We start from the raw sequence: 24529 nt of genomic DNA, 5'->3' as shown, positions 1-24529 counted from the left end.
GAATGTAAATTTTTTATGGCTTTGAGAAGGTTCCATTGGCAAGAAGACGATAATATTATTTTTTTAGATGATTTAAAATTTTATTATTTTAATGGGAGAAATGAATGCGATTAGGTGGGCGTTTGCAAGCAGCAATAGATGTTCTCAAAGAGATAGAAATGAAGCATCGCCCAGTAGGAGCAGCTTTAAAGGATTGGGGGCTTTCTCATCGCTTTGCTGGAGCAGGTGATCGCGCAGCTATTGGTACAATCGTTTATGATGTTTTAAGACGACGTTATTCTTTACAATGGCGTATGGAGAGTGATGATATCCGAGATATCGTTTTTGGTGCCTTATTAGATTATGGAAAAATGACGCTGGAGCAAATTGACGGTGAGTTGGCAGAAGATCGGTTTGCACCACAGTTATTAGGGGCTAAGCAGCGTAAATCGTGGCAAGGTCAGCAATTAGTGGATGCTCCAGACTATATTCGTGGTGATATTCCACAATGGTGTCAAGCGCATCTGCGTCCTTTATTTGGTGATAATTGGATCACTGAAGCGGCTGCGTTAGCAACGCGTCCTTCTTTAGATCTACGGGTAAATAACCTAAAGGCAACACCAGAAAAGGTGCTGAAAGAATTAGCAAAAACCAAACTTAAATCTTTTCCATGGTTTGGGCAAGCTTTAAGAATTGCACCGATTGAAAAGTTTAATCGTCATCCCAATGTTCAAGTGGAACAAGCTTTTCAAAAAGGACACTTTGAAATACAGGATTTAGGATCTCAAATTGTTGCTCACCTTGTGGACGCGCAAGAGAGCATGCAGGTATTAGATTATTGTGCAGGTGCTGGGGGCAAAACATTAGCTTTAGCTTCCGATATGAACAATCGTGGGCAAATTTATGCTTATGATTCCGATAAAGCGCGCTTAGCTCCTATTTTTGATCGTCTTCGACGCGCTGGTGTTCGTAATGTACAAACACGAGCACAAAAAGAAGAATTGAAGCCATTAATAGGCCAGATGGATAGAGTTCTACTAGATGCACCATGTAGTGGGACAGGAATATGGCGTCGTCGTCCAGATGCGAAATGGCGTTTAACATTAGAACAGGTGAAACAACGCCAAACAGAACAGAGGGCTATTTTGAATGAAGCGATAGCTTATCTTAAGCCAAATGGGCGCCTAATCTATATTACCTGTTCTCTTTTTACAGATGAAAATGAGGAACAAATTTCCCATTTCCTTCAACAACATTCTCATTTTTCTCCAATAGATATGCCAGCGCTTTGGCAGAAACATTTTAGTTTTTCTCCTGTGCAACCAGTTTTTTCAAATTATGGACTTACTTTGTCGCCAGCCACAACACAAACAGATGGGTTCTTTTTATCTGTGTTGCAAAAAAAACATTGATCCATATTTTTGCACTTTTTATCATAAACTTTACGAGAATAATCTTTTTCTTAAGAAAACAGGCTTGTGAAAAGAGAAAGATTAAATCATAACTCTCATGAGTTTTCTTTTACAATTGTTGATTGGTTTTCTATGAGCATATCACATCCAGACACTGTTCTTATTATTGACTTTGGTTCACAAGTTACACAACTTATTGCACGACGGGTACGAGCAATGGGGGTATATTGTGAAATTGCTCCTTTTCAATTGGCTTTAGAAGCTGTGCGCCGCATAAATCCTAAAGCTATTATTTTATCAGGGAGTCCTTATTCCGTTATTGATGAGGGCTCTCCGCGTGCTCCAATGGAAATTTTTGAGGCGGGTATTCCGATTCTGGGTATTTGCTATGGTGAACAAGTCATGTGTGTTCAGCTTGGAGGAAAGGTTGAAGTTGGGCATGAGCGTGAATTTGGGCGTGCTTTTTTGGAAGTGCAAGAAGAGAGTGCCCTTTTTGATGGAGTGTGGAAAAAAGGTTCTCGTTATCAAGTATGGATGAGCCATGGTGACCGTGTGGCAGCTTTACCAGAAGGTTTTCGTGTCATAGGAACCTCAAAAGGAGCTCCCTATGCGGCTATTGCGGATGAAAAAAGACATTTTTATGCGGTACAGTTTCATCCTGAAGTTATCCATACACCGGATGGTACAAAACTTTTGCAAAATTTTGTTCATAAGATCTCTGCTATTACAGGCAATTGGTCAATGGCTTCTTATCGTGAGCAGGCAATTGCTACGATACGACAAAAAGTTGGGAAAAGTCGTGTGATTTGTGGTCTTTCAGGGGGAGTGGATTCATCTGTTGTAGCGGTACTCCTTCATGAAGCTATAGGAGATCAACTGACATGTATTTTGGTAGACCATGGGCTGATGCGCAAGAATGAAGCTGAAGAAGTTCTCACGCTCTTTCGTGATCACTATAATATAGAGCTTATTCACGTTAATGCTGCTGATGTGTTTCTTAATGCTTTAAAAGGTGAGATAGATCCAGAAAAAAAACGCAAAACAATTGGTCGCCTTTTTATTGAAGTTTTTGAAGAAGAAACGAAAAAAATAGGAGGTGCAGAGTTTTTAGCACAAGGAACACTTTATCCAGATGTTATTGAGAGTGTGTCTGCTATTGGTGAAACGGTAACCATTAAAAGCCATCATAATGTGGGTGGGCTACCAGAACAGATGAAGATGAAACTTGTAGAACCGTTACGTGAGCTCTTTAAGGATGAGGTTCGCTCGCTAGGACGAGAGTTAGGGCTACCGGAGCAGTTTATTGGTCGCCATCCTTTTCCAGGTCCCGGCCTTGCAATTCGGTGTCCAGGTGCTGTAACACGTGAAAAATTAGAAATTTTACGCGAAGCAGATGCTATTTATCTTGAGGAAATCCGTAAGGCCGGTCTTTATGATGAAATTTGGCAAGCTTTTGCTGTTCTTCTTCCAGTCCAAACTGTTGGTGTTATGGGGGATGATCGCACTTATGAATTTGTTTGTGCTCTTCGCGCTGTCACATCTGTAGATGGAATGACCGCTGATTTTTATCCCTATGATATGGCATTTTTAAGTAAGACAGCAGCACGTATTATTAACGAAGTTAGAGGGATTAATCGTGTTGTATATGATGTAACCTCAAAGCCTCCTGGTACTATTGAATGGGAATAATTGAAATGAAGAATAAGCCTTTATCTGACAATCTGTACGTCAATATCGTTTAAAATTGAGAAGTGTGGGATTTTGCATGTCTGAGAAAAAAATTGTTGCACACCGTGGAGGAGCTCATCTTTATCCTGAAAATACCCTTTCAGCATTTAATAATGCTATAGCGTTAGGTGTTGATGAAGTTGAATGCGACGTTCATTTGCTGAAAAGCGGTGAAGTGGTTGTCTTTCACGATTTCCGTTTAGACCAATTGGTTGGGAAAAAGGGGTATATTCACGACATTGATAATGAAACACGCAAACAACTCTGCGTGAAAGGAAGCCAAGAAGCACCTCCCTTATTAGAAGAAGTGCTTGATCTTTTAGCACCAACGAATGTTGCATTGCATCTTGAAATCAAAACATGTGGTGAAGTGGAGCGTGAAACAATATTATCCCAAAAAGCGCTTGCACTAATAAAAAGCCGAAATTTATTAGAACGGGTTTCTGCAATTAGTTTTGATCCTTTTATCCTTCGTCCTTTTATTGAAGCAGGAATACCATCTGGTCCATGTGTTGATAATTTTGAAGGTGATATGTACCGTCATTTTTCTGAATGGAAGCAATTAGGTTATTCTGATCTAAGTTTAGATGGCTCCATTGTTTCACAGAACTTTATTGAATCAGCTCTTGAGGCTGGTTTTACTGTAGGGGTATGGACAATTAATGGAAAAGCTCGGTTATCACATTGGCTTGATATGCCTGTACATTACATTACGACAGATCAACCTGATCTCGCATTACAATTGCGTGCACAAAGGTAAAAAACACATCAACACAAAAGGAACTATATATTTTCATAAAGCTAGCGTAATAAAAGAATAAAAATTATCTAATATATAACAATAATACATTGATTTATAATGATAATTAATGGTTTATTCATGTGAATAATAGACCTTAATACATAAGATTTTCTTATTTCAAATCTTTTTACAATGAATCAATTCAAATCATTCGTTTGCACATTACAAGCAGGGTTGGTGTGTGGATAAAAAATGATTGAGAAAAGAATAAAAATATTCATTTAACGTATTTTAAATGCAAGATTTGTTGAAGCATTAGGGTCTCACATGATGATGTCGTTTTGCACTTTTATGAAGTGTAAAAGTGATGGTATACAAAAAGTCTTATATACTTTAGTGGAGAGGCTTTATGGCTTATATTATAGGAGCTATCACGAAATGTAGATGTATTGAAAGATTTTTTAACAGCATGGAAATTGGTCATACATTGTCATTTTGTTTTGCGTGAGGGGCGTGATCTTGTTACAGGGAAAGAGACTATTAAGCGCTCAAAATGATTTTTAATTTTAAGAAAAGTTTTATTTGTCTCTTCGTTAATACATAAGAATGCTTATAAAAGAAAATGAATAAATTTAAACAAATTCATTTGACCTTTTGGTGGTTCCTGTTTAAATGAGAGAATATGTTTCTGAAATAAAACTGTCATAGCATGTTCATGTGTAATACTATAAATTTAGGGGTAGTTTGTATTCCATCACTTCAGAAAGGGTGAACCATGAGTCGTTTTTATCTTTCCATAGCGGCCACGGTTGCTATCATAATGTCCACAGCGGGAATAACAGCAAGTTTTGCGCAGACAAAAATCAGCTTTTGGCATTCTATGAGTGGTGAATTAGGAAAGCAAACTGAAAGTCTCATTAACGATTTTAATGCAAGTCAATCTGAGTATAAAGTTGTTTCTTCATATCGCGGTGAATATGAAGAGGGGTTGATTTCACTTATTGCAGCATTTCGTGGAAAGAAACAGCCAGTACTTGCCCAAATTTATGACGTTGGTACTGGAACTATGATGGCTGCAAAAGGCGCAATCTACCCATTTTATCAACTTATGGCTGATACAAAACAAGAATTTGATCCTACAGATTATTTCCCTGCTATTAGTGGTTATTACTCCGATGAACAGGGGCGTATGGTTTCTATGCCATTCAATATTTCAACACCCATCCTTTATTATAACAAAGATATCTTTAAAAAAGCAGGGCTTGATCCAGAACAGCCTCCTAAAACGTGGCAAGATATAGAAAACTTTTCCAAAAAAATTCTTGAGACTAAAGCAGCAACTTGTGGTTTTACAATGGCTTATGCCGCTCAATGGATTGGTATAGAAAATTTTTCAGCGTTGCATAATGTTCCGTTTGGAACAAAGGAAAATGGCTTTAAAGGACTTGATTCAGAACTTACATTTAATGGACCTTTACAAGTGCGTATGTGGACTGACCTGAAAAAGTGGTCTGATCAAGGTATTTTCCGCTATGGTGGTCCAGCAGGTGCATTAGATTCAACACCAATGTTTATGGCACAAAATTGTGCAATTTTTATGCAATCTTCAGGATCACATGCTGGAATTGTTTCTGAAGCTCAGTTTAATGTGGGGGTTGGTATGCTACCGTACTATAAGGATACAGAAGGAGCACCACAAAATTCAGTTATTGGGGGAGCTTCTATTTGGGCGTTTAAGGGCCATACCCCAAAGGAATATGCAGGGGCAGCCGCTTTTCTTAAATTTCTTTCGAAAACAGAAAATCAAGCAAAATGGCATCAGGAGACAGGTTATCTTCCAACCACAAAAACGACTTATGAATTGAGTAAAAAACAACATTTCTATGAAAAAACGCCAGGTGCGGATATAGCTATCAAACAGATTAATCTTAATCCACCAACAGTTAACTCAAAAGGGATAAGATTTGGTAATTTACCACAAATCCGTGCCATTCTTGATCAAGAGTTGGAAGCTGTTCTTAGTGGTTCAAAAACGCCGAAAGATGGTTTAGATGAGACCGTTGAACGTGGAAATAAACTCTTGCGTGAATTTGAAAGATCTAATCATTAATTTCGTTTTATTGTTAAACATTAAAGACTCAACAAAAACAGTTGAGTCCTTTTTGTTTACCTTTTTAAAGTCTCTACATTTAAAGAGCCCTACGAATGCAAGAAAAACATGCATATTTTAAAAATAATCTACTTTCTTACGGACTGCTTTTTCCTCAGCTTCTTGTGACTTTTTTGTTTTTCTTTTGGCCTGCTGCTCAAGCAATAAAATCATCTTTTGAGCGTGAAGACCCTTTTGGCTTTACAACAACCTTTATTGGTTTTGAGAATTATCTAACCGTTCTTTCTGATCCTACTTATCGGCAATCGCTTCTTACAACCGCAGTATTTTCCATCTCAGTTACTGTCGCTTCAATGACAATATCACTTCTCTTAGCTGTCTGTGTTGATCGTGTCATCCGTGCAAAAAAGGCTTATACAATGCTTTTGCTTTGGCCCTATGCTGTTGCTCCAGTATTGGCAGGTATATTATGGCTGTTTATCTTTCATCCCACTATCGGAATTATGCCTTTTCTTCTCGAGAAAATAGGAGTGCTATGGAATTATCGTATTAATGGCACTCAAGCAATGATTCTTATTGTCATTGCGGCTAGTTGGAAACAAATTTCTTATAATTTTCTCTTTTTTCTTACAGGTCTTCAGTCTGTTCCGCGTTCTCAAATAGAAGCAGCCGCCATTGATGGTGCTGGTCCCTTTAAACGATTTTGGACAGTGGTCTTCCCGCAAATTTCACCAACGACGTTTTTCCTTCTTATTGTCAATGTCAATTATGTTATGTTTGATACTTTTGGTATTATTGATAATACAACTTCTGGAGGTCCTGCGCGTGCAACGAGCATACTCGTCTATAAAGTATATGACGATGGCTTTAGAAATCAAATAATCGGTGCATCAGCAGCACAATCAACAATATTGATGTTGATGGTTATTGTCTTAACGTTTATCCAGTTTCGCTGGATTGAGCGCCGTGTACAATATTAGGAAACAAATTATGGTTGAAAATCGCCCTGTTTTGAAATTTCTAACCCATATTACTCTCATTGTTGGTATTATCATTATTTGCTTTCCAGTTTATGTTGCTATCATTGCATCAACTCATAGTTCAGCAGCATTTAACTCAGGAACACTTCCTCTTTTGCCTGGGAAATACGCTCTGGAAAATTATAAAACAATCTTTGGTGATGGCCTTGCACGGCTAGGTTTGCCCAACCTCTGGCCACTCATAATGAATTCATTCATTATGGCTCTTGGGATTAGTATTGGAAAAATTATTATTTCACTTTTGTCTGCTTATGCAATTATTTACATGCGCTTTCCCTTCCGAAAAACTGCTTTTGTTCTTATTTTTGTTACATTGATGCTCCCTGTCGAAGTTCGTATTCTTCCAACCTATGAGATTGTTGCAAAATTGGGGATGATTAACACCTATAGTGGAATGATTATTCCACTTATTGCATCTGCAACCGCTACATTTTTATTTCGCCAGTTTTTTTTGACTGTTCCAGATGAACTCTTAGAGGCGGCACGTGTTGATGGTGCAGGTCCAGTTAAATTTTTTAAGGATATCCTTCTTCCTCTTAGTAAAAGCAATATCGCTGCCTTATTTATCATTATGTTCATTTATGGATGGATACAATATCTCTGGCCTCTTATAATCACAACGGATCAAAATCATCAAACGATCCTTATTATTTTAAAACAGCTTATTGTCGAATCACTTCAACATGATCCTCAATGGAATATACTCATGGCAGTATCGGTTGTTGCCATGGTTCCCCCTGTTCTTGTTGTTATCTTCATGCAGCGGCTTTTTATCAAAGGCCTTATTGAAACGGAGAAGTAATTGTGGCCATAATCCAGTTATCAAATATAAAAAAACAGTATGACAACGGCATTCTGGTCATTGATGATTTAAACTTAACTGTTGCCGATAAAGAACTTCTTGTTCTTGTCGGTCCTTCAGGGTGCGGAAAATCGACTTTATTACGTATTATAGCAGGACTTGAACAAGTTACCTCAGGTGAATTATGCATTGATAACGAATGTATCAATGATCGTGAACCAGCTGATCGTGATATCGCTATGGTTTTTCAAAATTATGCCCTTTATCCCCATATGACAGTTCGTGGAAATTTAGAATATGGTCTTAAAAATCGTAAAACCCCTAAAGAAGAAATTAAAAAACGTATCGCACATGCTGCAAAGCTTTTGGAGATAGAACCATTTCTTGATCGTAAACCACGACAATTATCAGGAGGACAACGTCAGCGTGTTGCAATGGGGCGTGTGATTGTACGTCAACCCCGTGTTTTTCTCTTTGATGAACCTCTTTCAAATCTTGATGCAAAATTACGGGCGCAAATGTGTATTGAAATAAAAACACTACAGCGTTCATTAGGGACAACGAGCCTCTATGTTACCCATGATCAACTAGAAGCTATGACATTAGCTGATAGAATAGTCGTTTTGAATAAAGGAGCTATCGAGCAAATTGGAACACCAATGGAAATTTACGATACTCCAGCAACAACATTTGTTGCTGATTTTATTGGTTCTCCTCCTATGAATTTTCTTGATCGCCATGTCTTAGAACAACATTTAGGGCATTCATTTACTTATGGCGAAGAAACTGATCTTTTAGCATTCAGACCTGAAATAATCTTATTGGGCGAACATCCAGATAAAGGACCAGTCTTTCACACAAAAATTGAGCTTATCAAGCCTATTGGAACGGGTTGCCATGTTTTAACGCGTTGGAATGATATCATCTTTACGATTGAAATAAAAGAACGCTTGACATACGAATATGGTCAAAAACTAAGTTTCACAGTTGCTCATCAGAATTTTCATACTTTTAATAAAAACACAGGAAAGCGCACAAATAATAAGTAAGCATTAATTGATGTGACACGACTCTCTTTTATGCTGCGTCATGATAATGTTGCTTTTTGACTTTCTCGATTACATTTACAAAATCAGGTTGTAACCGGCGGGATTAAAAACAAAATTTTAATAGTTTTGGTAATGATCCATTGTCCCATGGCGCTGAGAATGTCAAAACATTTATATGAAAAAATTTTGCGGTTTCACGGTCTGTAAGAAGAATATTATTTTCAAACATCATTTTCATTATAAAAAACAACATATTATCATATGTTTCTTGATGTAATAATTTATGTATCTTATAAAAAGTAAATGAGAGAAATAGAGAGAAAAAATGCGTCACAGATAAGGGAGGATGCACCCCATATCTTAGCTTTGATCCCTAACATAAGAAGTCTATTTGATCCACAAAATACGACGCTGTTCTAAATAGTCTGTACGAGAATAGGCGCATTCTATTTTACCGCTGACCATATGATCTAAAATGGTTTCAGAGCTCCTATAAGAAGCATTTGTTTTTTCTACCAATCACATAAATTAGAGAGAAACCTATGCGCGCATGCTACAAGTTTATTTTTTCTCATGTAAATCACTATGCAATTCTCAGCGAGGGTATCTGATAAGTTGCAAAAAAATCACTGAGATATAGAAGGCGTGCTTGTTTTAGAATTTTCATTACTGTTAACGATAAAAGCAGATGAAACACATCTGTAACATCTCATCGATCTTTCTATATTCTTGAGTTAAAAATTGCCTATAGATCATCCTCAAACAGATCTTTATGAATATAACATAAGGGATCGATGCGAACGCCTATAAGAATCAGCAGAGACAAAGACAGTTATATTATTGTTTTGCAAAGCATTTTATAAAAGCTGGTATATTTTTTCAATATATTGCCAGTCTATTAATGGTTTTATGATATTACTTTCTTATAAAGCGCGTGCTTTTTTGTTGCTTATAAATCAACCTAAACTTTATACAGCAGTATGTTTGAGACAAATATGAAGACGGTTCGGTGCTGTATTCAGTTTTTGTATGTCAGAGTGGAATAAGCTTGTCTTCTTATGTAATTTCTAAAATGAGGAGACAGCTTAATTTAGGGAGAATATGAAAGCATCAAGATAAAAAATAGTTTCTATCTTTAGCCTCATCTTTTAATTTAGTATTGCGATTTTCAAAAAAAAATCTGAGCCAATGTCTCTTACATAATGGAGATTACGCATTGCTGAACACATTTTTTTATTACGTTCTTTGAATAGAATTGCACCTCTCATACAAAACAGAATACCTAAACAGAAGGCTATTGGGTTGCCAATTCACGCACTTGTTTTAAAAAATATCTTGCAAGGTTGTTCCAACTATTTTTTCACGCAGTCTTTTATGAGTGGTATAACATAAAATCCATAGTGTATCGCCATCTTTATGCTTATAAAAGTGCAAGCTGGGGACATCATCATACTCTCTTTCAGTCTCCAACATTGCAAAAATTATTGTGTTGAGACTCTTTAGAAGAGGCATTTTTTCTTCAAGTGGTTTTTATTCATACGCTAATCCCATTTGCATGTTATAAATGGAGTTGGATAGATAAAAATATTTTAAGAAAGAGACACCAAATGCTTCTTATGAATCGTTTCAAGTGTCGAGAGTTATTGTAAAAGAATCATTGAAAAGTAGAGTGCTACTGCTAATGATTTGGGCACCATGAGGTAATAAATCCACTTACTTTATCTATCTTAGAATCTATTGAATATAAATTTCTCTGTAAAAGTCACTTTATTTCATATCAATGTTATCAATTATAGATGTTGGGCATCATTAGTAATAAAATCATAGACTTATGATTTTATGAACTCTTTTTTATCTCTTTTGTAGAAGATCTTAATGTTTTGTGATGGCATCAATGATGGTATTCACATTATGTTCCATCATATCGAGATAAGTTGCTGCTGGACCATTTTTGTTTGACAATGCATCAGAATAAAGTGTTCCACCAATTGTTAAACCTGTTTCTTTTGCAATCTGTTTTATGAGACGGGGATTAGAGATATTTTCAACGAATAGTGCAGCTGCTTTATTCGCTTTAATTTGTTTGATAAGTTTAGCAACATCGGCTGCGGATGCTTCAGCTTCTGTTGAAGCACTTTGAGGGGCAAGGATAGTAAAACCATATTCCTTGGCAAAATAGCCAAAGGCGTCATGAGATGTGATAATGATACGTTTATCTTTAGGAATGGTAGCAATTTTTGTTTTCAGGGTATCTTGTGCTATTTTAAGTTTTTGAATGTAGGTTTCGGCATTTTTTTTGTAGCTGGTGCAGGATTGTGGATCGATTTTACAAAAAGCAGCAGCGATATTCTTCACATAGATTTTGACATTGGGAATGGTTTGCCAAGCGTGTGGATCAATAACGCTGTGGTGGTGATGGGCATTATGTTCTTGATTTTTCATTTTGAGGGAAGGAATGTTAGCGCTAACTTCGACAAGAAGTGCTTTTGTACCACTTGCTGTAATGAGGCGATCAATAAATCCTTCTAAATGAAGCCCGTTGATGAAAATAATTTGAGCATTTCTAAGAGCTTGAGCATCATGGGGGGTAGGTTCATAAGTGTGGGTATTCGCATTGGGACCTACAAAAGTGGTCATAGAGATATGGTTGTCTCCTACATTTTTGACGAGATCTGCGAGAATAGAAAAGCTCGCAACAACTTTGATTTTATTGTGTGCAGAAGCAGAAAATGGAGAAAGGGCAAGCAATAAAGCTCCAAGAAGAGCAAATTTTTGAGCAAACTTAGGCACATTTTTTTCCTTAAAGTGAGGAGGTATAAAAGAGGTGGGGAAACCATGTTACAATAAAGCCACGTGGACTTATCAAACAGGAAACAAGATAAATAAATCCTGCGGCAATGATGATAGCAGGGCCGGAGGGAAGTGAAAGATGAAAAGAAAGCAGAAGACCACATACGCTAGAAATGATTCCAAAAAGAGTGGAAAGCGCGCAAATAGGGCCTAGCCGTGAAAACCAAAAACGGGCTGTAATGGCTGGAATCATCATAATGCCAACGGAGAGTAATGTTCCTAGTGATTGAAAGCCTCCAACCAGATTCAACACCACAAGTCCAAGCAATGAAATATGAATATATTTACTCAATGGAGAGAGTGATTTAAAAAAGAGGGGGTCAAAGCTTTCTAAAACGAGTGCACGCCAAAAAATACAAAGGCTGCATAGTGTAATCAGCATTATAGTAGCGATTAACCAAAGGGCTTGTGCATCAAGTGCAAGAACCGATCCGAATAAGAGATGAAGCAGCTCAATTGTTGAGTCTTTCAGTGAGATAATAATGACACCTGCCGCGAGTGCAATAAGATAAAAGACGGTCATGGATGCATCTTCTTTCTGAAAGCTGTTTCGTGAAATCAAAATGGTTGCTAAAGCAACAATAAGACCAGCGAAGATGCCACCAAGTGTCATAGATATGAGGGAAAAACCACAAATCAGAAAAGCAGTTGCAACACCAGGAAGAATGGCATGAGAGATAGCATCTCCTGTCAAGCTCATTCCACGGAGCATCAAAAACACACCAACAGGACAAGCGCTAATAGACAGGAAAATAGAACCGATAAGGGCGTTTTGCATAAATTGGAAATCAACAAAGGGGGCAAGAAAAAATGCATACACGTCTTATAACCTAAGAAAGAGAGGATCATTGATGGGAAGATTTTGTTTTTGTGCGCTAACAGGGAAAGAATTGGATGAGAGAGGTGGCATAACGTGATGAATGGTGTTGTTTAAAAACTGTGTTGTTTCTCCATAAAAGGCGTTTTGTTGATCAATTTGAATCATTTGGGGGAAAAATTCTTGCACGATGAGAGGGTTATGGAGTGCGGTGAGAATTGTGCGTCCTTGCTGTTGCCAGTATGTGATCAGTGCAAGAAGGTCTTTTTGGGTACTATGATCTACACCATTGAAAGGTTCATCAAGCAAAATAATATTGGCATCTTGCACAATGATACGTGCAAAAAGAGCGCGTTGTAATTGCCCGCCTGATAATGTTTCAAGTGAACGGGGTGCGAGTTCTGTAAGCCCAACCATTTTAAGCGCATTTTGAATCTTAGAATCATAAGGGCGTTGATTTTTCCATAATCCACAAAAAGACCACAGTCCTGTTTTTACAAGCGTTTTCACATCAATTGGAAATGTTTGATCTATATCACATTGCTGAGCAAGATAAGCAATGCGACTTTTTTTTTGTTTTATAATTTTTCCCTTAAGAGGTTTAATCAATCCGGCGATGGCTTTTAGCAGTGTCGATTTTCCAGCGCCATTATCACCTGTTATTGCGACCAATGAACCAGCTTTTAACTTTGCTGAAAAGTTCTTTATTGCTATTCTATTCCTATAGCCTAATGTTGTCTTATTGAAGAGCAGATCCATATTTTTTACCATCGTTGCTTATTATTTTGGAAACTATGTAATAATATAACGTTTGTCAACAAAATGTTATATTATTACATAGTTTTGAGTACTGAAAATTTTAGTGGGAAGATCGTGGAAAATTAAAAATAATAATTGAATTCACCTTGACGAAAGAGAGAGAGTATATACTATATATAGTATCAAAATGATTGGTGATTCTAAATAAGCACAAGAGAGGGTGTTAGTGTGTTTCGTTTGGTATCTAAGTTATTTCCATTATTGTAAAGAGTTTATTGACCAAGGGTATAGCAGTATTTTTGCTGAAGGATCTCTTTTGGAAGGATTCCCTTTCATTTTTGTAATTGATTTTTGCCGTAAAAGAGTAAAACAGAGCTCTTGGAAAACGGTAGTTTAGAACGTTAGTTTTTTAGACAGCAGGAGGGAATTGTAATGCAAGCAAAAGATTGTTTTATAACTAGGGGACTTTGCCATTTAAGTTGTAGAATAATCTCTTATTCTCATCATAGTCTTTGAAGTTATTTGATGAGGAATTCTGTTATATTCAGGAAGCTGTGTACTATTTGAAAAATAACCACATGCTTTGCGTACAATTTCTATTTTTTGTTATTCTTGAGTACCTATAAAATTATTAGATTGACCTTTGAGGGTTGATTGTTTGGAATTGTGAAAGTTGAAGAAAATGTCGATCACTATTTATAGTAAACCATCTTGTGTCCAATGTGATGCTACACGCCGCGCTTTTGATGCAAAAGGCATTCGTTATCGTGTTGTTGATATTTCCTGTGATGAACAAGCATACAGTTTTGTTCAATCTCTGGGGTATCGTCAGGTTCCTGTCGTTGTTTGTGGTGAAAATCATTGGTCTGGTTTTAGACCAGATATGATTAGTGGTCTTTGTGCTTAATGGGGCTTATTGTTTATTATTCGAGTGCAACGGGTAATACACAGCATTTTGTCTCGCAGCTTGGTCAACGACTCTTCAAAATTGATAAAAGAAAGCCTTCTGCATTGGTTGGTGAACCTTATGTACTGGTTGTTCCTACATATGCAGATGGTGAAGGAAGAGGGGCAGTGCCGAAAGCCGTTGTCCAGTTTCTTAATGAAGCTGAGAACCGAAAATTAATTTGTGGTGTTATTGGCGGTGGGAATCGTAATTTTGGTCGCTATTATAATTTAGCAAGTAAAATTATTGCTGAAAAATGTTGTGTACCTTGCCTTTATCGTTTTGAGCTGCGTGGAACTGATGAAGACGTTATTTATGTAAAAAAGGGATTGGAAATATTTTGGAAACAATTGGTATAGGACAATCGCAGAAATCGGATCAGATTACTGATTATCATGCGCTGAATGCAATGCTTAATCTTTATGATGAAAATGGTCATATTCAATTTGATATGGATCGGCTTGCCGCACGGCAATATTTTCTTCAGCATGTTAATCAAAATACAGTTTTTTTTCATAACCTGAAGGAAAAAATAGATTACTTAATAGAAGAAGGTTATTATGAAAAAGCTTTATTTGAGCTTTATGATTTTTCTTTTATTAAAAAACTTTTTAAACGTGCTTATGCATTTAAGTTTCGTTTTCCTACCTTTTTAGGCGCATTTAAGTATTATACCAGCTATACACTGAAGACTTTTGACGGGAAACGTTATCTTGAACGTTATGAAGATCGCGTCTGTCTTGTAGCTTTATATTTGGCACAAGGGAATAAAGCTCTTGCTGAAAATTTTGTGGATGAAATTATTACAGGACGTTTTCAACCGGCAACACCGACATTTTTAAATGCTGGAAAAAAACAACGAGGTGAATTGGTTTCGTGTTTTTTGCTACGTGTTGAAGATAATATGGAATCGATAGGTCGTGCGGTTAATTCGGCTTTGCAGCTTTCAAAACGTGGTGGAGGTGTGGCGCTTTGTTTAACGAATTTGCGGGAAGCAGGGGCACCAATTAAGCAAATAGAAAATCAGTCCTCAGGTGTTTTACCGGTGATGAAACTCTTGGAAGATTCTTTTTCTTATGCCAATCAGCTTGGGGCACGACAGGGGGCTGGAGCTGTTTATTTGCATGCTCATCATTTAGATATTATGAAATTTTTGGATACAAAGCGTGAAAATGCTGATGAAAAAGTTAGAATTAAAACGCTTTCGCTTGGTGTCGTTATTCCTGATATTACTTTTGAGCTTGCACGGAATAATGAGGATATGTATCTCTTCTCATCGTATGATATCGAGCGTGTGACAGGTAAGCCTTTTAGCGATATTTCTTTAACGGAGCATTATCGTTCTTTTGTTGATAATGCAAAGATTCGTAAAAAGAAAATAAGTGCACGCGTTTTTTTCCAGACATTAGCGGAAATTCAATTTGAGTCCGGTTATCCCTATATTTTATTTGAGGATACTGCTAATCGATCGAATCCGATAGCTGGGCGCATAAGTATGAGCAATTTATGTTCAGAAATTTTGCAAGTGAGTGAGGCGAGTGAACTGGAGACAGATTTAACTTATCGCACGATTGGAAGTGATATATCCTGTAATCTTGGATCCATGAATATTGCCAAAGCAATGGAAAGTCCTGATTTTGGACAGACCGTGGAATCTGCTGTTCGTGCTCTTACTGCTGTTTCGGATATGAGCAATATTGCCTGTGTGCCTTCCATTGCGAAAGGCAATGCTGAAAGTCATGCGATTGGTTTGGGACAAATGAATTTGCATGGGTTTCTAGCGCGTGAGCAGATCTATTATGGGTCTCCAGAAGCGATTGATTTTACCAATATCTATTTTTATATTGTGACATATCATGCCATACGGGCTTCCAATTTAATTGCGCACGAACGTCAAGAAATGTTTGCAGGGTTTGAAAAATCAGCTTATGCAGATGGAAGTTTTTTCGAAAAATATATTGAAAAAGAATGGAAACCGCAATTTGCGCTTGTGCAAGAGCTTTTTGCACGGAATAATATTGTTATCCCAGATCAAAAGGATTGGCAGGAACTCAAAAAATTAGTTATTGAGTATGGGCTTTATAACCGCAATTTGCAGGCAGTTCCACCTACGGGATCTATTTCCTATATTAATCATGCCACTTCTTCTATTCATCCAATTGCTTCAAAAATTGAAATTCGCAAAGAGGGAAAAATTGGACGCGTTTATTATCCCGCTCCTTATATGGATAATACGAATTTGAATTTTTACCAAGATGCTTATGAGATTGGCCCTGAAAAAATTATAGATACCTATGCTGCTGCAACACAGCATGTTGATCAAGGTCTTTCATTAACATTATTTTTTCCTGATACAGCGACCACACGTGATATTAACCGCGCACAAATTTATGCTTGGAAAAAGGGTATCAAGAGTATTTACTATGTACGGTTACGGCAAGTAGCATTAAGTGGAACGGAAGTTGATGGCTGTGTTTCTTGCAGTTTATAGGAGATCATCATATGACAAAGATTACAACCAAAAATCCTGTTGTGTGCGCTGTTAATTGGAATAGATTACATGATGAGAAGGATCTTGAAGTATGGAATCGCTTAACTGGGAATTTTTGGTTACCTGAGAAGGTTCCACTTTCCAATGACATTCCCTCATGGTCAAGCTTAACGGATGAAGAACGTAAATTGACAATTCGTGTTTTTACAGGACTAACGCTTTTAGATACAATTCAAAACACTGTAGGGGCCATTTCGCTTCTGGCTGATGCGATAACAGAGCATGAGGAGGCAGTTTTGACGAATATTGCCTTCATGGAAGCGGTTCATGCACGTTCTTATTCCTCTATTTTTTCAACCCTTTGTTCGACGGTAGAAGTTGATGACGCGTTTAGATGGTCAGAAGAAAATATTCATTTGCAGAAAAAGGCTAGATTAGTACTTGAGCGTTATGAAGCAAATGATCCACTTAAGAAAAAAATTGCTTCGACTTTGCTGGAAAGCTTTTTATTTTATTCTGGTTTTTATTTGCCCATGTATTGGGCCAGTCGCGCTAAGTTGACCAATACAGCAGACCTCATTCGACTAATCATTCGTGATGAAGCAGTCCATGGTTATTATATAGGTTATAAATTCCAATTGGGCTTTGCAAAGCTTGATGAAGCCAAAAGACAAGAAATTAAAGATTTTGCTTTTAACCTGCTCTTTGATCTTTATAACATTGAGTGCAAATATACTGAAGATCTTTATGATGCGCTTGGATTGACAGAAGATGTTAAAATTTTTCTTCATTATAATGCAAACAAGGCTTTAATGAATTTAGGTTTTGAAGCTCTTTTCCCCCCTGAGGTTTGTCGTGTTAATCCCGCTATTTTGGCAGCTTTATCACCAAACTCTGACGAAAATCACGACTTTTTTTCAGGGGCAGGTTCTTCTTATGTCATCGGCAAGGCGGTTGCTACCACGGATGATGATTGGGAATTTTAATGTTTGCATGCAAATAGAAGTGCGCGGGGTATTCCACTTAGATCTTTGCGCACTTCTAAACATTGAAAACCATTTTTTTCGAACAAATTGCAGACTTCATTTTCTTGAGAGAAACCAATTTCAACAGCGATATAGCCGTTTTCTTTTAAGTAGTTGGCTGCTTCATGGGCGAGTTTTCGATAAAAATCAAGTCCATCTTCTCCTCCTATCAGAGCGCGCAATGGGTCATGTAAGCGCACTTCTTTTGCAAGTTTTTTGATATCTTTTGCGGGAATATAAGGTGGATTGGAAACAATAAAATCAAAGCGATCTGCGACAGAATCAAACCAGTCGCTAAGAAGAGGTGTGAAGCGGTGTGCTACTTCAGCATTTTTTGCATTTTTTTTTGCTGTTCTAAGGGCATCTTCAGAAATATCGACTGCCACCGCATAGGATTGGGGAATTTGTTTAAGGAGTGCAATAGCAATGGCGCCACTTCCTGTTCCCATATCAAGGAATGTTGTTTTTCTCGAATTTTCGACCTGTTTTTGGAGAAAAGGGAGAACAAGATCTATCAGCGTTTCTGTATCAGGGCGAGGTTCTAACGTCTCTTGAGACAATGTAAAAGATATACCATAAAATTCTCGTGCTCCTATAATACGGTAAACGGGTTCGCCTGCAATACGCCGTTGTAAAGCTTGTTCTATTTGTATAATATGCTCAGAAGATAGATGCATATCTGGTTTAGAAATTCTTTCAGCAGCATTTATTCCTGTTATCCATTCAACGAGTATTTTCGCATCGAGATCGGCTTCAGCAATTCCTTTCGTGCGCAATTTTTCTTGCATTTGTTGGATGACATTCTTGAAAGAATATTTGCTCAATTATTATCCATTTCCATCAGCAGTGTTGTTTGATGATCTGAGATGAGTGCATGAAGAAGCTCATCAAGATCTCCCTCTAGAATGCGATCAAGCTTATACAAGGTTAGATTAATACGGTGATCCGTGACACGTCCTTGTGGAAAATTATAGGTACGAATACGTTCTGAGCGATCACCAGAACCAACTTGGCTTTTACGAGAAGCTGAACGTTCACTTTCCGCTTTTTGTCGTTCGATATCGAATAAGCGTGCCCGTAAAATTTGAAGGGCTCTTGCTCGGTTTTGATGTTGTGATTTTTCTGCTTGTACGACCATAATTCCTGTTGGAATATGCGTGATACGAACAGCTGAATCCGTTGTATTAACATGCTGTCCTCCTGCTCCGGATGCACGCATTGTGTCGATACGAATATCTTCAGGACGAATATCAATATCAATATCTTCAGCTTCTGGAAGCACAGCAACGGTAGCAGCAGATGTATGGATACGTCCACCTGTTTCTGTTTCAGGGATGCGTTGCACACGATGAACCCCTGATTCATATTTCAATTTAGAAAAGACACCTTTTCCTGAAATGGTAGCAATAATCTCTTTATATCCGCCAACTTCCCCCTCACTAAGTGAAATAACTTCTACTTTCCAATGGTGAGCATGGGCATAACGTTCATACATGCGGAAAAGATCACCGGAAAAAAGTGCTGCTTCTGATCCACCCGTTCCTGCACGAATTTCAACAATAGCGTTTTTTTCATCAGCAACATCTTTAGGCAAAAGCAGAATCTGGAGTTCTTTTTCAAATTGCTCTACTTTTTTATATAACGATGGTAGCTCTTCTTGGGCAAGATTACGCATCTCTATATCTGTTTGTTTATCGTTGATAATCGTTTCTAATTCTGTAATCTCTTCGTAAAGAGCATTTAATGCGCGTATAGAGGCAATAACGGGTTGTAGTTCTGCATATTCAGAAGCTAATTTGACATATGTTTCAGCATTTGGATTCGTCGTCATTTGGCTTTCAATTATTTCAAAGCGCTTTTCAAGCTGTCTCATACGATCTTGTGGCAAGGAAACCATGATAATATTGGCCTAATTTTTTATAATACAATTTTTTATAATATTTTGTTGCAATGATTTTTTGTTATAATATTGGCAATGAATTACCGTATAGCATCATACAAAGAGGGGTAATAAAGCAATTCTTTTTTTTTGCCAATGAAAACTATTATATTTTAAAGGTAAATTTTTATAAAATTTGATTTGCCTGAGGTCTTTTATCTAATGATATATGATCACTTTTTTAAGAGTTTTTTTTTCCGTAAAGTTCAAGGCGGTGATGAATAATATCATAGCCAAGAGATTTTGCAATTTCCTCTTGTAGCTTTTCAATAACATCAGAATGAAACTCGATGACTTGTCCTGTTTCTATATCAATGAGATGATCATGATGTTGCCCATCTGCTTGCTCAAAACGAGATGGACCACCACTAAAGCTATGGCGATGAATTGTTCCATTTCCTTCTAATATTTTCATGGTTCGATAAACAGTTGAGAGTGAAATATTCGAATCTATTTTGTTTGCACGCTGAAAAATTTCAAATGCATTGGGATGATCATTTGTATCAGTCAAAATATCAAGAATAACTCGTCGTTGACGTGTTACTCTTAAACCAGCGGTGCGCAATTCTTGCTCATAATTTCGCTTTTTATTCATTTGCATAATTTGCTTTTCAAATAAAGGCTCCATGACAGTGTTTGTATTTTTTCTCTGAACCGCAAGGACAACGCTCATTACGTCCAACTTTTCCCCATGTGGTTATATCGTTAGGGTCACGATCTTGTGGATTAACAAATCTATTTTCTTGTGATCGTGCCGATAAGGTGGGAGCATTTTCTTGACTTTGATCATTAAAGACAGAAGAAGCAGCATCAGTTTGCTCAGGTATGGTCGGTTCTGTGGGGTGTTGAATGATTTCAAAGCGCATAAGCTTAGAAGTGACAATTCGGCGCAAATTTCTCAACATACTTTGAAAGAGTTCAAATGATTCTGTCTTATATTCATTGAGCGGATCCCGCTGCGCATAACCACGAAAACCAACAACAGAACGCAAATGGTCTAAACTCACCAGATGTTCACGCCATAACGTGTCAATAGTTTCGAGCAATACTGCTTTGTGAAAATAAGCCATAACTTCTGGAGAATATCGTTCAGTACGCTCATTTTCAAGTTTTGTAACAGCATCTGATACACGCTCTAGAATTTGCTCCTCGGCAATTCCATCTTCTTTTGCCCATTCTTCCACTGGAAGCTCAAGATTAAAGAGTTGTTGAAGCTCTTCTTCAAGAGTTTTTGCATCCCATTTTTCAGAATATGTCCCTGATGGAATATAAGCCTCTACGAGATCCTCTACGACTTCATTGCGCATTTCAAGGATCATTTCTGATAAATCATCTGCGTTCATGACCTCCATACGCTGTTCAAAAATAACCTTGCGTTGATCATTCATGACATCATCATATTTTAGCAGATTTTTACGAATTTCAAAGTTTCGTGCTTCGACCTTTTTTTGTGCTTTTTCAAGGGCTTTATTAATCCATGGATGGATAATAGCTTCATTTTCTTTCAATCCAAGTTTTTGCAGCATACCATCCATACGGTTAGAGCCAAAGATACGCATAAGATCATCTTGAAGAGAGAGAAAGAATTTTGAGCGACCAGGATCGCCTTGGCGACCAGAACGTCCACGAAGCTGGTTATCAATACGACGGCTTTCATGACGTTCAGTAGCGATAACGTAAAGCCCTCCAGCCGCTAAAGCTTTTTCTTTAAGCTTCTGAACATCTTTTTTTATTTCTTCAATTTTAGCTGTTCGCTCTGGACCTTCGGGGATATCCTGTAACTCTTGTCGGATGCGCATTTCAACATTACCACCAAGCTGTATATCCGTACCGCGTCCTGCCATGTTGGTTGCAATGGTGAGAGCTCTAGGAACGCCTGCTTGCGCAATGATATATGCTTCTTGTTCGTGATAGCGAGCATTTAAGACTCTAAAATCGGTAATGCCTTCTTTTCGCAAACGCTCTGCCAATTGTTCTGACTTTTCAATAGAGGTTGTTCCAACAAGAATAGGCTGTTCTTTTTCGTGCGCTTGACGGATATCACGCACAATTGCCCGATATTTCTCTTCTGCTGTTCGATAAATCTCATCATCTTCATCAATACGTTGTATTGGCAAATTTGTAGGGATTTCGACAACGTCAAGACCATAAATATTTCTGAATTCTTCGGCTTCTGTTGTTGCAGTTCCAGTCATGCCAGATAATTTCCTATACATACGGAAGTAATTTTGGAAAGTGATGGAAGCAAGTGTCTGGTTTTCTGGTTGAATAGCAACATGCTCTTTAGCTTCTAACGCTTGATGAAGTCCTTCAGAATAACGCCGCCCAGGCATCATTCGCCCTGTAAATTCGTCAATAATAACGATTTCATCATTGCGAACAATGTAATCTTTATCGCGAGCAAACAGTTTATGAGCTTTTAGAGCATTATTGACATGATGAACGATAGCGACATTTTCTATGTCATAAAGACTCTCACCTTTAAGATGCCCAGCTTGTTCGAGCATTTTTTCAATTTTTTCAGTACCAACTTCGGTAAAGGTCGTTGTTTTTTGTTTTTCGTCTATTTCATAGTCTTCTGGAGTTAAGGCAGGAATAAATGTATCAATAAGGTTATAGAAGTCAGTACGATCTTCTAGAGGACCAGAAATAATAAGGGGGGTACGGGCTTCATCAATAAGAATCGAATCAACTTCATCGACAATTGCGTAATGATGTCCACGTTGGACCATTTGACTACGATCGAAGGCCATATTATCACGCAAATAATCAAAACCTAGTTCATTATTTGTGGCATAGGTGATGTCGCATGCATAGGCCTCTCGGCGGGCATCACTATCAAGATCATGAAGAATCACGCCTGTTGTAAGCCCTAGAAAACTAAAAATTTTTCCCATTGTTTCAGCATCACGACTGGCGAGATAATCGTTTACTGTCACAACATGAACGCCTTTACCTTCCAATGCATTGAGATAAATTGGTAGAGTTGCCATTAAGGTTTTACCTTCACCAGTACGCATTTCAGCTATGCCGCAATCGTGAAGGACCATTCCACCAATAAGTTGTACGTCAAAAGGACGCATGTCATAAACACGTTTTGCGGCTTCACGAACAGTCGCGAAAGCTTCTGGTAAGAGCAAATCAACACTTTCACCTTCACTAAGACGTTTACGAAAGGCATCTGTTTTTTGGCAAAGCTGCTCATCACTTAATTTTACGAATTGTTCTTCCAAAGCATTAATTTGTGCAACTTTTTGGCGGAGTGCTTTGAGATGTCGCTCATGAGCTGAGCCAAAAAACTTACGGGCAAAAACACCTAAACTGACCATCTCTGGCCCTTTCTTTTAATTGTTGTCACTCTTGTTGGGAAATTCATATGCTCTCCCCATACTCTACATTTCCTTCAAGTTGTCTGATATCATTGGAGACATCATGAAATGCAGATGGTACCATTATACTTGCTGGTGTGCAATTTTTCACTCTAATTGTAAAGTAGAGATAAGAGGCTAAGCGCTTTATGTCAACTTTAAGTATGCTATTTAACTGATACAATACAAAGTAATTTAAGATACAATATGTCATTTTTCTCTATTATCATGTTTTTCATCTGCATTAGATAGGATTGGAGAAACTGAGATAAAAGGATGATTTTATACTTTTTTAAAATAAAATTACTAATTTATTTCTCTATGTTTAAAGATTAAAGTGTTATGGTAAAGAAAATTGGAATCTTGAACCTGCCTTCATTTTTAAGGAGTATATTTATGAAATTTAACTTTATCACGCTTTTTTTAGCATCAACTTTATTGGCAAGTACAAGTTTAGGGGTGAGTGCTCAAGAAGGTTTGAATTCATCGTCGAGTGATTTAAAGACTTTAGAGAAAGCTTCTGAAAAAGCCGTTTCTCCTTCTCATGTTATGGCGGTTATTGATGGGAAAAATATTACAGCAGGCCAATTGGATGATTTAGCGCTTGAAATAAATCCTAATTTAGCACGTTTTCCTGATGAACAACGCCGTATGATGGTTTTAAAAGCTTATTTAGATATGCAGGCACTCGCAAAAGCAGCAAGAAGCAAGGGTCTTGATAAGACAGAAGCTTACGATAAACGTATGGCAGTCATGCGTGACAATGTTCTTCAACAGCTTTATTTTAAACAGGAGATTGTTGATAAAATATCGGATACTGATTTGGAAGCTCTTTATAAGCAAGAAGTTGCTGCTTTACCTAAAGAGGATGAGGTTAAAGCGCGTCATATTTTGGTCAAAACGAGAAAAGAAGCAGAAGCTATCATTAAGCATTTAAATAAAGGCGAAAATTTTGAAGAGATTGCAAAGAAAAGTTCAACAGATGGTTCTGCTGCCGTTGGGGGTGATCTTGGTTATTTTAGCCATGGTCAAATGGTCAAGCCTTTTGAAGATGCCGCATTTGGTTTGAAAGTTGGCGAATACACAAAACAACCCGTTGAAAGTCCTTTTGGTTGGCATATTATTAAATTAGAAGATCGTCGTGTAAAACAACCGCCTGCATTTGATGATGTTAAAGAGATGTTGCGGACACAGCTAATAAAAAAGCGCTATCAAGAACTGATTGTTGATTTGCGTAGCAAGATAGATGTGAAATACCCTGATCCTAATGTTACCAAAATCATGGAATCGCTTCATCAAAATGGGACGCTACTTCCCGATGAGACATCAGATGAAGAAGATACGGAATAGCTAGGAAAAATAGATAGCCTCTTTAATAGATAATTTGCTAGGTTAGTTTTGTTCAAAAAGCCTAGCAGTTTTCTATGAGAGGTTATTGATCTGCAATCATTTCATTTTTTTATAGAAAGCAT

At 37.5% G+C, this 24529-nt stretch carries 19 protein-coding genes and 1 pseudogene; 12 read left to right on the top strand and 8 right to left on the bottom strand.

Features of this window, described 5'->3' with window-relative positions; genetic code table 11:
* The first annotated feature begins 104 nt into the window (after window positions 1-104).
* The 7 genes from ACFIJZ_RS03790 to ACFIJZ_RS03760 all read left to right on the top strand — a co-directional run bounded on the left by ACFIJZ_RS03790 (window position 105) and on the right by ACFIJZ_RS03760 (window position 8862).
* Window positions 105-1391 carry an RsmB/NOP family class I SAM-dependent RNA methyltransferase gene (locus ACFIJZ_RS03790; RefSeq protein WP_273790617.1) on the top strand — a complete coding sequence of 429 codons (1287 nt, stop codon included), beginning with the start codon at window positions 105-107 and terminating at the stop codon, window positions 1389-1391.
* A 132-nt stretch (window positions 1392-1523) separates the two neighbouring features.
* On the top strand, window positions 1524-3080 hold the full coding sequence (gene guaA, locus ACFIJZ_RS03785) for a glutamine-hydrolyzing GMP synthase (RefSeq protein ID WP_375631106.1): 1557 nt from the start codon (window positions 1524-1526) through the stop codon (window positions 3078-3080).
* A gap of 76 nt (window positions 3081-3156) precedes the next feature.
* A complete protein-coding gene (locus ACFIJZ_RS03780; RefSeq protein ID WP_273790616.1) occupies window positions 3157-3879 on the top strand; it encodes a glycerophosphodiester phosphodiesterase family protein in 723 nt (240 codons plus the stop codon).
* Between the two features lie 757 nt (window positions 3880-4636).
* The gene (gene ugpB, locus ACFIJZ_RS03775; protein WP_375631091.1) at window positions 4637-5971 is read left to right on the top strand and encodes a sn-glycerol-3-phosphate ABC transporter substrate-binding protein UgpB; all 1335 of its coding nucleotides are present in this window, start codon (window positions 4637-4639) and stop codon (window positions 5969-5971) included.
* A 95-nt stretch (window positions 5972-6066) separates the two neighbouring features.
* Window positions 6067-6951, top strand: coding sequence for a sn-glycerol-3-phosphate ABC transporter permease UgpA (gene ugpA / locus ACFIJZ_RS03770; protein ID WP_375631090.1), 885 nt, complete (start codon window positions 6067-6069; stop codon window positions 6949-6951).
* 10 nt (window positions 6952-6961) lie between these two features.
* Window positions 6962-7813 (top strand): sn-glycerol-3-phosphate ABC transporter permease UgpE, encoded by an 852-nt coding sequence (gene ugpE / locus ACFIJZ_RS03765; protein ID WP_375631089.1) that lies wholly within the window; start codon window positions 6962-6964, stop codon window positions 7811-7813.
* A gap of 2 nt (window positions 7814-7815) precedes the next feature.
* Entirely contained in the window at window positions 7816-8862 is a 1047-nt protein-coding gene (locus ACFIJZ_RS03760; protein ID WP_375631088.1) for a sn-glycerol-3-phosphate import ATP-binding protein UgpC, read from the top strand.
* Window positions 8863-8890: 28 nt separating this feature from the next.
* Here ACFIJZ_RS03760 and ACFIJZ_RS03755 read toward each other — a convergent pair.
* The 4 genes and pseudogenes from ACFIJZ_RS03755 to ACFIJZ_RS03740 all read right to left on the bottom strand — a co-directional run bounded on the left by ACFIJZ_RS03755 (window position 8891) and on the right by ACFIJZ_RS03740 (window position 13288).
* Window positions 8891-9091, bottom strand: a pseudogene (locus ACFIJZ_RS03755) (DNA-binding protein).
* 1643 nt (window positions 9092-10734) lie between these two features.
* Window positions 10735-11652, bottom strand: coding sequence for a metal ABC transporter solute-binding protein, Zn/Mn family (locus ACFIJZ_RS03750; protein ID WP_375631087.1), 918 nt, complete (start codon window positions 11650-11652; stop codon window positions 10735-10737).
* A gap of 10 nt (window positions 11653-11662) precedes the next feature.
* Window positions 11663-12532, bottom strand: a complete 870-nt coding sequence (locus tag ACFIJZ_RS03745) for a metal ABC transporter permease (RefSeq protein ID WP_375631086.1) — start codon at window positions 12530-12532, stop codon at window positions 11663-11665.
* 3 nt (window positions 12533-12535) lie between these two features.
* Window positions 12536-13288: an ABC transporter ATP-binding protein gene (locus tag ACFIJZ_RS03740; RefSeq protein WP_273790609.1), complete on the bottom strand. Its 753-nt coding sequence runs from the start codon at window positions 13286-13288 to the stop codon at window positions 12536-12538.
* Between the two features lie 682 nt (window positions 13289-13970).
* Between ACFIJZ_RS03740 and nrdH the strand changes: the two genes are divergently transcribed.
* Genes nrdH through nrdF form a run of 4 tightly spaced genes read left to right on the top strand, consistent with a single transcriptional unit; the run spans window position 13971 to window position 17711 of the window.
* Window positions 13971-14195 (top strand): glutaredoxin-like protein NrdH, encoded by a 225-nt coding sequence (gene nrdH, locus ACFIJZ_RS03735; protein ID WP_273790608.1) that lies wholly within the window; start codon window positions 13971-13973, stop codon window positions 14193-14195.
* The gene (nrdI, locus tag ACFIJZ_RS03730) at window positions 14195-14593 is read left to right on the top strand and encodes a class Ib ribonucleoside-diphosphate reductase assembly flavoprotein NrdI (RefSeq protein ID WP_273790607.1); all 399 of its coding nucleotides are present in this window, start codon (window positions 14195-14197) and stop codon (window positions 14591-14593) included. Before nrdH ends, nrdI begins: the two co-directional genes overlap by 1 nt.
* Window positions 14575-16725: a class 1b ribonucleoside-diphosphate reductase subunit alpha gene (gene nrdE / locus ACFIJZ_RS03725; protein ID WP_273790606.1), complete on the top strand. Its 2151-nt coding sequence runs from the start codon at window positions 14575-14577 to the stop codon at window positions 16723-16725. Before nrdI ends, nrdE begins: the two co-directional genes overlap by 19 nt.
* A gap of 11 nt (window positions 16726-16736) precedes the next feature.
* Window positions 16737-17711, top strand: a complete 975-nt coding sequence (nrdF, locus tag ACFIJZ_RS03720) for a class 1b ribonucleoside-diphosphate reductase subunit beta (RefSeq protein WP_273722534.1) — start codon at window positions 16737-16739, stop codon at window positions 17709-17711.
* Here the strand turns inward: nrdF and prmC are convergent.
* From prmC to secA, 4 genes are all read right to left on the bottom strand, one after another.
* Window positions 17708-18574, bottom strand: a complete 867-nt coding sequence (prmC, locus tag ACFIJZ_RS03715; RefSeq protein WP_273790605.1) for a peptide chain release factor N(5)-glutamine methyltransferase — start codon at window positions 18572-18574, stop codon at window positions 17708-17710. The two genes, nrdF and prmC, sit on opposite strands and share 4 nt — an antisense overlap.
* Window positions 18571-19647, bottom strand: a complete 1077-nt coding sequence (gene prfA, locus ACFIJZ_RS03710) for a peptide chain release factor 1 (RefSeq protein WP_375631085.1) — start codon at window positions 19645-19647, stop codon at window positions 18571-18573. The genes prmC and prfA overlap by 4 nt, the downstream gene beginning before the upstream one ends.
* A gap of 223 nt (window positions 19648-19870) precedes the next feature.
* The gene (locus tag ACFIJZ_RS03705) at window positions 19871-20362 is read right to left on the bottom strand and encodes a Fur family transcriptional regulator (RefSeq protein ID WP_273790603.1); all 492 of its coding nucleotides are present in this window, start codon (window positions 20360-20362) and stop codon (window positions 19871-19873) included.
* Entirely contained in the window at window positions 20301-23018 is a 2718-nt protein-coding gene (gene secA, locus ACFIJZ_RS03700; RefSeq protein WP_375631084.1) for a preprotein translocase subunit SecA, read from the bottom strand. The genes ACFIJZ_RS03705 and secA overlap by 62 nt, the downstream gene beginning before the upstream one ends.
* A gap of 435 nt (window positions 23019-23453) precedes the next feature.
* On the opposite strand from secA, the gene ACFIJZ_RS03695 reads away from it, so the two are divergent.
* A complete protein-coding gene (locus ACFIJZ_RS03695; protein ID WP_273790601.1) occupies window positions 23454-24407 on the top strand; it encodes a peptidylprolyl isomerase in 954 nt (317 codons plus the stop codon).
* The last annotated feature ends 122 nt before the right edge of the window (window positions 24408-24529 follow it).

It is taken from the genome of Bartonella sp. CL70QHWL (assembly GCF_042194855.1).
Classification (GTDB): Bacteria; Pseudomonadota; Alphaproteobacteria; order Rhizobiales; family Rhizobiaceae; genus Bartonella.
The sequence above is the reverse complement of the archived record's forward strand: the minus strand, read 5'-3'. Positions and strand labels throughout refer to the sequence as shown.